The organism is Streptomyces sp. CA-142005 (assembly GCF_050942335.1).
Lineage (GTDB): Bacteria > Actinomycetota > Actinomycetes > Streptomycetales > Streptomycetaceae > Streptomyces.
In genome coordinates, this window is the sequence record NZ_CP192078.1 from 3,552,814 (window position 1) to 3,563,343 (window position 10,530).

At 69.6% G+C, this 10,530-nt stretch carries 7 protein-coding genes and 2 pseudogenes; 2 read left to right on the forward strand and 7 right to left on the reverse strand.

What is annotated here, in order from left to right; all coding sequences use genetic code 11:
- Positions 1-103: 103 nt before the first annotated feature.
- The gene (locus ACQPXS_RS16840; RefSeq protein ID WP_433450098.1) at positions 104-1,759 is read left to right on the forward strand and encodes a pyridoxal phosphate-dependent aminotransferase; all 1,656 of its coding nucleotides are present in this window, start codon (positions 104-106) and stop codon (positions 1,757-1,759) included.
- A gap of 30 nt (positions 1,760-1,789) precedes the next feature.
- Here the strand turns inward: ACQPXS_RS16840 and ACQPXS_RS16845 are convergent.
- The 4 genes and pseudogenes from ACQPXS_RS16845 to ACQPXS_RS16860 form a co-directional block, all read right to left on the reverse strand.
- Positions 1,790-1,903 (reverse strand): annotated as a pseudogene (locus ACQPXS_RS16845) (arabinan endo-1,5-alpha-L-arabinosidase); the annotation flags it as partial.
- A 15-nt stretch (positions 1,904-1,918) separates the two neighbouring features.
- Positions 1,919-3,829, reverse strand: coding sequence for a multicopper oxidase family protein (locus tag ACQPXS_RS16850; protein WP_433450100.1), 1,911 nt, complete (start codon positions 3,827-3,829; stop codon positions 1,919-1,921).
- Between the two features lie 385 nt (positions 3,830-4,214).
- Positions 4,215-4,865, reverse strand: coding sequence for a DUF4360 domain-containing protein (locus tag ACQPXS_RS16855; RefSeq protein ID WP_433450102.1), 651 nt, complete (start codon positions 4,863-4,865; stop codon positions 4,215-4,217).
- A 129-nt stretch (positions 4,866-4,994) separates the two neighbouring features.
- Positions 4,995-5,453 (reverse strand): RrF2 family transcriptional regulator, encoded by a 459-nt coding sequence (locus ACQPXS_RS16860; RefSeq protein ID WP_365325518.1) that lies wholly within the window; start codon positions 5,451-5,453, stop codon positions 4,995-4,997.
- Positions 5,454-5,529: 76 nt separating this feature from the next.
- Between ACQPXS_RS16860 and ACQPXS_RS16865 the strand changes: the two genes are divergently transcribed.
- The gene (locus ACQPXS_RS16865) at positions 5,530-8,484 is read left to right on the forward strand and encodes a glycoside hydrolase family 35 protein (protein WP_433450103.1); all 2,955 of its coding nucleotides are present in this window, start codon (positions 5,530-5,532) and stop codon (positions 8,482-8,484) included.
- Here ACQPXS_RS16865 and ACQPXS_RS16870 read toward each other — a convergent pair.
- The 3 genes and pseudogenes from ACQPXS_RS16870 to ACQPXS_RS16880 all read right to left on the reverse strand — a co-directional run.
- The gene (locus ACQPXS_RS16870; RefSeq protein WP_433450104.1) at positions 8,471-9,991 is read right to left on the reverse strand and encodes an alpha-N-arabinofuranosidase; all 1,521 of its coding nucleotides are present in this window, start codon (positions 9,989-9,991) and stop codon (positions 8,471-8,473) included. The genes ACQPXS_RS16865 and ACQPXS_RS16870 overlap by 14 nt on opposite strands.
- Positions 9,992-10,005: 14 nt before the next feature.
- Positions 10,006-10,305, reverse strand: a complete 300-nt coding sequence (locus tag ACQPXS_RS16875) for a hypothetical protein (RefSeq protein WP_433456273.1) — start codon at positions 10,303-10,305, stop codon at positions 10,006-10,008.
- Between the two features lie 74 nt (positions 10,306-10,379).
- Positions 10,380-10,514: pseudogene (locus ACQPXS_RS16880) on the reverse strand (extracellular solute-binding protein); the annotation flags it as partial.
- Between the last annotated feature and the right edge of the window lie 16 nt (positions 10,515-10,530).

Genomic DNA, 10,530 nt, shown 5'->3' on the forward strand with positions numbered 1-10,530 from the left:
AACCGCCTCACACCACGGGCGAGTTGAACGCCACTGCCGTCACCTCCGTATCCAAGGGTGGCCCGTGCTCCCCCGCACGGGCCACCCGGAAACGGAGGTCCCTTTGGCCGGCAACGTCACCTCGTTGTTCCGCGGCACCGCCGCGCACAGCCCCTCCATGGCGGCGCTGACGCGGGAGGGCGGCGACGGAACCGGCCCGGTGGACTTCTGCATCCCGTGCAACCCGTACTTCCCCACCCCGGCCATGTACGACGAGCTGGCGGCCCGGCTGCGCGAGATCATCACGTACTACCCGAGCAGCGCCGACACCATCACCGCCGAGCTGTGCGGCCTCCTGCAGCTGCCGCCGCAGTGCGTGGCGATGGGCAACGGCTCCACCGAGCTGATCACCTGGATCGACCACCTCCTGGTCCGCGAGTCCCTCGCGGTCCCCGTCCCGACCTTCGGCCGCTGGACCGACCAGCCGATGGAGACCGGCAAGCGGGTCGACATGTTCCCGCTCCAGGAGGCGAGCGGCTTCGCGCTGGACCTCGCCCAGTACGCGGACTTCATCCGCGCCCGGGGCACGCGGGTGGCGGTGATCTGCAACCCCAACAACCCCGACGGCGGCTATCTGCGCAAGCAGCAGGTGGTGCAGTTCATGGACGCGATGGCCGACCTGGACCTGGTGATCGTCGACGAGTCCTTCCTGGAGTTCGCCGACGCGGAGGCCGAGCCGAGCGTCGTGCAGGAGGCCATGCTCCGCCCCAACGTCGTGGTGCTGCGCAGCCTCGGCAAGAACTTCGGACTGCACGGCATCCGCTTCGGCTACCTGGTCGCCAACCCGGCGCTCGCGGGGAAGGTACGCGGGATGCTCCCGAAGTGGAACCTCAACTCCTTCGCCGAGCACGTGGTGTTCATGCTGAAGGAGCACGGCCCCGAGTACGCCCAGAGCCTGCAGCAGGTCCGCCGCGACCGTCTGGAGATGGCCAGCCACCTGTCGGCGCTGCCCGGTCTGACGGTCTACCCCTCCCAGGGGAACTTCCTCTTCGTCCGCCTCCCCGTCGGCGCCGAGGGCACGGTGGTCCGGGACCGGATGCTCACCGAGCACCGGATCCTGGTCCGCGAGTGCGGCAACAAGATCGGCTCCTCCAGCCGCTTCCTGAGACTCGTGGTGCGCCCCCAGGTCGACGTGCGTCGCCTGGTGTCCGGCCTGGAGCAGGTGCTCTACGGGTCCAGGAGGGGAGCCGCCGTACCCGAGCTGGGCACCGGGACCAGCTACAGCTCGGGTACGGCGGCGGTGGACCGGCTGGTCAGCGAGACCAACGGGAGCGGTATGCGGGTGCCGGCGGCGCCTCAGCCGATGCCCGCGGCACCTCAGCCGGCCCCCGCTGCGATGCCGGCGGCGCCTCAGCCGGCGGTTGCGGCCGCCCAGCCCTTGCCCGCGGCGCCGCAGCCGGCGCCCGCGCCGCTGCCGGCGGCATCGCAGCCCTTGCCCGCGGTGGCTCAGCCGATGCCGGCTCCGGCCCAGCAGCCGATGGCGCCGGTACCGCAGCCGGCGCCGGCGCTCGCACCACCCGTCCCGGTACCGGCGCCCGCCCCGGCACCGGCGCCCGCCGCGGCTGTCGCTGTCGCGCCCACTCCGCCCGGTGTCCCGGCTCGTGGCGGGCTCACGGCGGCCCAGGTGCGCGGTATGACGGCACCGGCGACCGACCTGACCCCGGCCCCGGCCACGGGGTGGCCCAATGCGCAGAGCTGGCCGAACGCGGCGGGGGCCTGAGCGAGGGGGTGGCTGCGGCCCCGTCGTGGCTCAGTGGGCGACTGGCCGGCCGGTGCTCCAGCTCAGCACGCTGATGCCCGGCTTGGGTGTGCCGTTGTCGTTGCCGTCGTAGGAGTGGAAGACGATCAGGTCGCCGTCGGTGTCGGTCGATCGATCCCGTCAGTGGCCGTGGCCGTGGCCGCCGCCGTGGCCGCCGTGGCCGCCGTGGCCGCCGTGACCGACGATCGTCCACGGGCGCATCAGGTCGTCGTCCTCGTGTTCGAGAATGTGGCAGTGGTGGATGTACGTCGCCGGCAACTCGGCGCCGCTGCCGGGAATCGACGCGATCCTGCCGGTCGGCGGGGTGAATTCCTGAATGATGATTCTGGTCACCATCTGCGCATGGGCCTTGACCGTGTCCTTGTAGGACAGCGCTTCGTCCGGGTCCGGCGGAACCGGTGGGCCGGTGAAGTATTTCGCCAGTACCGGCCGGTCCTCGGGTCTGCGGTCACCGTAAACCCACTTGTCGTAATCCGCCTGGTAGCGGGCCGCGTCGATCGGCTGCCGGTTCAGCACCTGGAAGTTGACGAGGTGGACATGCATCGGGTGGGCGTCGTGGTTGGGATTGATGTACTCCCAGATCTCGGTCGAGCCCGCCTTGATGAAGTCCTGGGAGGGCTCCATGAATGGCACCGCGTTGAACGTCATGGTGCTGAAGAGCTTGTGCTGGTACACGACCCATTCCCGCCGACGGGTGTGCGGTTTCGGCTCGATGGGTGCGACCTTCGGCAGCTTGAGTTTCCTGGGCGGCTTCGTCCTGTCCCCACCTCCGGACGGTGGCTTGGTGACCTGGAATTGCATGATTTCCGCGATCTCCGGTCCGCAGCCGGGGATGCCGGGGAAGTGGGCCTGCGTTCCTGGGTAGTTCGTCAATGTGACGTTAGTGCCCATGGGCACCCGGCTGAAGTCGACGATCAGGTCGTACCGCTCGGCTGGACTGATCAGGACATCGAGCATCTGCAACGGAGTCCGAAAGCCGCCGTCCGTGCCGATCAGCCAGAACGGCAGTTGGGGCTCAAGAAGTACCTTTCTGGGAACGTCGAACCTCAGCCGCCAGAAACGCTCGTTCGAAGCGTTGAGAATGCGCAGCCGGTAGCGTCGCTGCTCGACGGCCAGGAAAGGGTATGCCTTCCCGTTGACGACCGGGGTGTCCTCGCCTTCCCTCTGGGTCATGGTGTAGGCGAGTGAGCCGTCCTGGTTGAAGGTCCGGTCCTGCAGGATGAGGGGGACCTCGAACTCCCCTCGCGGCAGCCCGAGCCGGTCGTCGGCGGGGTCACGAACGAGGTAGAGACCGGCAAGGCCCGCGTAGACGTTGACGCTGGTCATCCCCATGCCGTGATCGTGATACCAGAGCATGCACGAACGGTCATGGTTGGTGTAGCCGTAGATCGCTTCGTTGGGTTCGGCCCGGCTCGGGTCCAGGGTGGAGTAGGACTCGGCGTGGACTCCGTCCGGGCTGAACGACTGCAGCGGCATGCCGTCGGACTGCGGTGCTGTGAAACCGCCGTGCTGGTGTACGACGTTCCACACGTTGACATTCGGAGGAAAGGGCGGCTTGCTCTTGTAGGGAGGCGGAGCGATCGGGGCGAGCTGGGAGTCTCCATTGCGAATGCCGTCGATCACGAACTGGAACAGGTGCGTGGTCGGCAGCTCGTTGCGCCATTTGACGACCGTCGGGTGGTCATGGGTCGCCTTGATGGTCGGCCCGAGATAGCCCATGCCGATCGCCTTGTCAGGATCGTGCGGGTTCGTGGCCCAGTAACCCCACACGGTCGCCGGCCCGAGATCCCGGTGGAAGCGCCACGAACCCTGCCGCATCGTGATCTCGTAGTAGTCGGCGCCCGGATAGACGGAAGGATCCGGGATGGCTGTCATCGGCCTGGGCAGCGGGTCGACGTACTTCTCCAGAGGAGGGGTGTTCGGCGCCGAGGTTTCCGCACAACCCGTCGGCGGGTGAGTCGTCGCCGCATACGCCCGTGCTCCCAGAACACCCCGTGGCAGCATGGATGCAGCCCCCATGGCACCGGCCATGAGGAAATTCCTTCGTTCCATCACCGTCTCCAGCCTTCCGTCGCCTCACGTGAAGTCCAGGAGATACAGGGCTGGTTCGGTCCGTTGCTGCAGCACGCCGGTCCGTCCGGGAAAGCCACTCATTGAGCCGACCCCAGCAGCAATCGGCAGAAATCGGGGCGGAAGTCGAATTATCGCTGCCAGTCTGAATACATGTAATACGATCTCACCCGGTGCGGCCGAACTCGTTCATCCCGCTCCCGCCGCCGCGGACAACCGATCCGACCGCGCCCTCCGCGGTGCAGGATGCGAACGCAGCCGGCCCAAGGGATCAGCGAGCCCGAACCGGAAGCGGGCGGCCCCGCGGCGACTGAACCGCCCCGGTCGCCGCCCGATCCCCCTGTGTCTATCTGTTCGGGCACTCCTTCCAGGCCAGGTGGTACACCGTGCTGATGTCCCCGTCCGTGGAGTCCATGGTCATGAAGCTGACCTTGTCCGGGGACCGGGTTCCGGCGTTCACCCGCAGTTCGGTGTTGATGTTGAAGTTGCGCAGCACCCCGCAGGGCGCCCAGACCAGTTGCGCCCAGTCGGTGCTGTCGGTGGCCTGCCAGTCGTCGTTGTAGGCGCCGTTGAAGGGGTGGGTCTTGGGCACGGTCTGTGAGGAGCCCTGGAAGTAGTAGGAGGCCTTCTGCGTGGCGCTCGCGCCGGGCTGGAGCGAGAGGAAGCCGCGGTAGTCGGCGCTGGCTATCGCGTAGGTGAAGCCCTGGGGGACGTGAACCACCAGGTTGAGCTGGCAGTTCTTGCGGAAGGCCGTGGGGTCGGAGGTGCCGCCGGCCTGGGCCAGGTATTCGCTGTAGGTCACCGTGAACGCGGTGTTGTCCGGCGAGACGGCCACCGCGGCCGTACCCGCGGGACATCCGGAGCCGTTCACCGTCGCCACATCGATGACGATCTTGTCCGGGGGCGGGTCGTCGAACACCGGCGACGAGGACTGAGCGGGTAGCGCGGTAGTGAGAAGGGCGGCTACGGCGCCGCTGAGGAGGAGTCCACCAGCCATCGTTTCTCCTGGGGTCAGGTGTGGGGGGTCTGTGTGGAACCTGTGAAGCGTTCCGCATCGTAGGAAGCCCCCGTCGCCCCCGGGAGGGTCAACTCCGGCCATTCACAACCGGCCGTTCACACCCGACCCTTACGGGTTCTCCCAGGCCGCCGGTTCCGCCGCCAGCGCCCGCACCGGCTCCGGCAGCGCGTCCGCCGCGAGGTCGGCGATGGTGACGCCCTCCAGGATCCGGCGGACGTTCGCGCGCAGCGCGATCCACAGCGGAAGGAGGGGCTGTGCGGTGCCGGTGTAGGCGAGGCCCGTCGGGCGTTCGCCGCGGACCGAGACGATCGGGCCGTCCACCGCGCGGATCACGTCGGCGACCGTGACCTCGGCCGCGTCCCGCGCCAGCCGGTAGCCGCCGCCTCCGCCCCGCCTGCTGTCCACGATCCCGCCCCGCCTCAGGTCGCCCAGGATCCCTTCCAGGAACTTGTGCGGGATGCCCTGGGCGGCGGCGATTTCCTCCGCCTTCACCGGGCCGTTACCCTGCCGTACGGCCAGTTCCAGTACCGCCCGTACCGCGTAATCCGCCCGCGCCGAGATCCTCATGAGTCCATTGTGGGGCGTCGCCGCATGGAGAATGGCCTGCACCCGCGCCCCGTAAGATCGCCCGGGAGGATCCACCTTGGCGCTCAGCAGACGTACTTTCAGTGCCCTGGCCGGCTCGACCGCGCTCGGGCTCGCCCTGGGCGGCAGCGGCGGGCCCGGGGCGCCCTCGGCGTACGCGGCGCGCAGTGTGCCGACCGGCCCGGCACCCGCCCCGCCGAGCGCCGACGGCCACCGGCACACCATCGGCTACGACCGCTACTCGCTGCTCGTGGACGGCAGGCGGCTGGTGGTGTGGTCCGGCGAGATGCATCCCTTCCGGCTGCCCAGTCCCTCTCTGTGGCGGGACGTGCTGCAGAAGATGCGGGCCCACGGGTACAACGCCGTGAGCATCTACGTGGCCTGGAACTACCACTCCCCCGCGCCCGGCCAGTACGACTTCACCGGCGTCCGGGACCTGGACCTGTTCCTGCGCACGGCCGCCGAGACGGGCCTGTACGTCATCCTGCGGCCCGGCCCGTACATCAACGCCGAGGTGGACGGCGGCGGCTTCCCCGGCTGGCTGACGGCGACGAAGGGGACGGCCCGGACCGACGACCCGGCCTATCTGTCGCACGTCGACGAGTGGCTGACCCAGGTGAACCGGATCGCCCGCCGGCACCTGTTCACCCAGGGCACCGGCACGATCCTGCTGTACCAGATCGAGAACGAGTACGACGCCCACGCCGGCGACCCCACCGGCCGGGCCTATATGTCCCATCTGTACAAGAAGGTGCGGGCGGACGGCATCGACGTCCCGCTGTTCCACAACGACAAGGGCAGGAACGGGTACTGGGTGCCCGGCTCGTTCGGCACCGGCGGTGAGAAGGGCGGCTGGCTGTACGGCTTCGACGGGTATCCGTCGCCGTCGCAGACCCCGCCGGACTGGGGGACGTTCGGGCCCGGCGGGGCGAAGGGCGGGTCCAGTGCCTCGCCGTCCACGCCCGGGTTCGTGCCCGAGTTCGGCGGCGGCTGGTTCGACCCGTGGGGCGGGGCCTGGTTCGACGGCAAGGGGTACGCCGAGTCCCGGCGCACCCGGGACGCCGCGTACGAGCGCCGGTTCTATCTGACCAACCTCGCCAACGGGCTCACCCTGCACAACGTCTACATGACCTTCGGTGGGACCTCCTGGGGCTGGCTGCCCGCGCCGGTCGTCTACACGTCGTACGACTACGGCGCCGCCATCGACGAGGGACGCAACGTCACCGACAAGATCGCGCCGATGCACCAGCTCGGGCATCTGCTCCAGCGCGTGCCCGACTTCGCCAAGCTGGACCGGGCGGCGGACGTGAAGGCCGCGGGGCTGAAGGTCTACCACCTGACCAACCCCGACACCGGCGCCCACGTCTACGTCGCCCGCAACGACGGCACAAAGGCGGTCACCACCGATCTGCCGACCGACGCGGGCCGGGTGCGCGTCACCGTGCCCGGCAAGGACGCCAAGCTGCTCACGACCGGGCTGAAGCTGGGCAAGCGGACGCTGAGGTACTCCACCGCCGAGCCGGTGCTGTGCCTGACGGCCGGCCGGCAGGACATCGCGCTGTTCTCGGGGCGCCGCGACGAGATGGCCGAACTGGTGCTGAACTGCCCGGCCGAGCCGAACGTCATGCGGCTCGACCCGGAGGCCGCCTGGGTCCTCGACGACGACTCACTGCATGTGAACGTCCCGCTCGGCCAGGGCGGGCTGACCCGGGTGCTGGTGCAGAAGGGCGAGAGCGAGACCCCGCTGCTGCTGCTCTTCGCCGACGACGCAACCCTCGTGCGCCTGTTCCCGTACGACACCCCGTCCGGGACCCTGCTGGTGTACGGCCCGGAGCTGCTGCGCCACGCCGAGCTGCGCGGAACCGAGGTGCACCTGACCGGTGACGTCAGCGAGACGACCACCATCGAGGTGTGGGGGCCGCGCGGGATCGCCGCCCTGGTGTGGAACGGCCGCACGCTGCCCACCCGGACCACCCTGTCCGGCAGCCTGATGACCACCGGTCTGCTGCCTGCCGTCCCCGAGGTGAGGCTGCCCGAGCTGGGCGGCTGGCGGATGCGCACGGAGAACCCGGAGGCCGGCCCCGGCTTCGACGACTCGGGCTGGAAGACCGCGGACAAGGAAACGTCGTTCAGCACCACGCCGGTGCCCGAAGGTCAGCCGGTGCTCTTCGCCGACGACTACGGCTTCCACTACGGGGACATCTGGTACCGCGGCTCCTTCACCGACGCCACCGGCCTCCAGGAGGTCTCGCTCGCCTACAGCACCGGCACGCAGGGCCTGTTGATGGCCTGGTTGGACGGCGAGCCGCTGGGCACCCACCGGATGCCGGTGCCGGACAAGAACACGACCGTGCGGAAGGGGAGTTGGGCGGAAACAGCCGTCTTCCCCGTCCGCGAGCGGCTGCGCTCTCCCGGCCGGCATGTGCTGTCGGTCCTCGTGCGGCGCATGCAGCACGACCAGGACGGCAAGGGGCTCGACACCCACAAGGTGGCGCGCGGACTGACGGCGGCGGCCTTCAAGGGCGCCTCGCCCAAGGTGAGTTGGCGGATCCAGGGCGCGGCGGCCCCCGACCCCGTGCGCGGCCCGATGAACAACGGCGGCCTGTACGGCGAGCGGGAGGGCTGGCATCTGCCCGGCTTCCGGGACGACGACTGGGAGCGGGCGGCCTTCCCGCGCGCCGCCCGGTACCAGGGCGTGACCTGGTACCGGACGAGCTTCCGGCTGTCGGTGCCGGCCGACATCGACGCCTCGATCGGCCTGACCCTGGAGGACGACCCGTACCGCGCCTACCGGGTCCAGATCTTCCTCAACGGCTGGAACATGGGCCAGTACATCAACAACGTGGGTCCGCAGCACACCTTCGTCCTGCCGAACGGCGTCCTGCGCACCCGGGGCGCGAACACCCTCGCGCTGGCGGTCCTTTCGGAGTTCACCACGCTGTCGGGGCCGGGCCGGGTGAGCCTGACGCTGCTCGGCAGGGCAGCGGGTGGGCTACCGGTCACGCCAGTCTGATCACGTTCCAGGACAGCGGTTCCAGTACGGCGGTGAGGGTGCCGTCCGCAACGGCGGTGCCCTCGACCGGGTGCGGGACGACCCGCTCGGGGTCGTCGAGGGTGTTGCGGGCGTCGGGGTCGGCGTCGGCGAGCGCGCTGTGCTCGGCGACGGTCGTCGACTCCAGTCCGTGGAGGGCGGCTTCGAGCGGCAGGGCGTCCGTACGGCTGCGGTTGACGGCGAACACCGTGACCGTGCCGTCGGCCGCGCGGACGGCCGTGGCGTGCAGCAGGTCCGTCTCGCCGTACTTCTTCGTCTCGTACGTCGGCGAGTCCACGCGCACGTCGAGGACCTCGCCCCGGCCGTACCTCGACGCCTGCGCGAACGGGAAGAACGTCGTCTGCCGCCAGGCCGGGCCGCCCGGCTCGGTCATGATCGGGGCGATCACGTTGACCAGCTGGGCCAGGCAGGCGACGGTGACGCGGTCGGCGTGCCGGAGCAGGGCGATGAGGAGCGAGCCGAAGACGACGGCGTCCGTGACGCTGTAGTTGTCCTCCAGCAGCCGGGGCGCCTCGGGCCAGTCCGCCTGGTCGAAGGTCTTCGCGTGCTCCTCCCAGCGGGAGAGGTACCAGACGTTCCACTCGTCGAAGGAGAGGTTGATCTTCTTCTTGGACTTGAGTTTCGCGCCGATGTGGTCGGCGGTGGCGACCACGTTCTCGATGAATGACTCCATGTCGACGGCCGAGGCGAGGAAGGAGTCCACATCGCCGTCGGTGGGCTCGTAGTAGGCGTGCAGGGAGATGTGGTCGACCAGGTCGTACGCCTCCTGCAGGACGGTCGCCTCCCACTCGGCGAAGGTGGGCATGGCCTGGCTGGAGGAGCCGCAGGCGACGAGTTCGACGCCCGGGTCGGCCTGGCGCATGGCCCGTGCGGTCTCGGCGGCGAGCCGGCCGTACTCCTGTGCCGTCTTGTGGCCCGTCTGCCAGGGGCCGTCCATCTCGTTGCCGAGGCACCACAGCCTGATCCCGAAGGGCTCCTTGTCGCCGTGGGCCGCGCGGAGGTCGGAGAGGGCGGTGCCGGAGGGGTGGTTGGCGTACTCCTGGAGTTCGAGGGCCTCGGCCACGCCACGGGTGCCGAGGTTGACGGCCATCATCGGCTCGGCCTCGGGGCCGAGCTTCCTCAGGAACCCGATGTACTCGGACAGTCCGAAACGGTTGGTCTCGGTGGAGTGCCAGGCGAGGTCGAGCCGGCGGGGGCGGTCTTCGACGGGGCCGACCGAGTCCTCCCACCTGTAGCCGGAGACGAAGTTGCCGCCGGGGTAGCGGACGGCGGTGACGCCGAGTTCGCGTACGAGGTCGAGGACGTCGGTGCGCAGGCCCTGGGCGTCTGCCGTGGGGTGGTCCGGCTCGTAGATGCCGGTGTAGACGCAGCGGCCCAGGTGTTCCACGAAGGACCCGAAGATCCGGGCGTTGACCTGGCCGACGGTGAAGGCGGGGTCGAGGGTGAAGCGGGCGGTGCGCTTGCTCATGGGGTCCTTTCGCGTCACTTCGGAACAGGCCAGTCGGAACGCCGGCCCAGTTGGTTCAGGCCGAGCTTCGGGGTGCCGTTGTCGTCCGCGTCGTAGTAGTGGCACGTCAGCCACGTCGTGCCGTGCGTGCGGAACGCCGACTCTCCGCCGGGGCCGATGTAGCGGCCGTGGCGGACGATGGCCGCGCCCTCGACCGCGTACGGGGCGTCGGGGCGGGTCGCCAGGTGGTGGACCTCGGCTCCGGGGACCGCCTTGCCGGTCCCGGGGTCGAGTTCGACCATGCGGATGCCGGTCCAGTAGGAGCCGAACGCCATCCACAGCCTGCCGCCGGCCCTGATGACCGCCGGGTCGATGGCGTTCCAGGTGTCGGTCTTCTCGGAGCTGAACGCCTTGCCGTGGTGCGCGCGGTGGAGGCGAGCGCGTCGGCTCCGGTGCCGAGTGCGGCGAAGCCGAAGCTCGCGGCCACCGCCAGTCCCCCGGCTGCTCCCAGCAGTTGCCTTCGATTCAGGCCAGGTTGTCCCATACCTTGCCCCACAGTC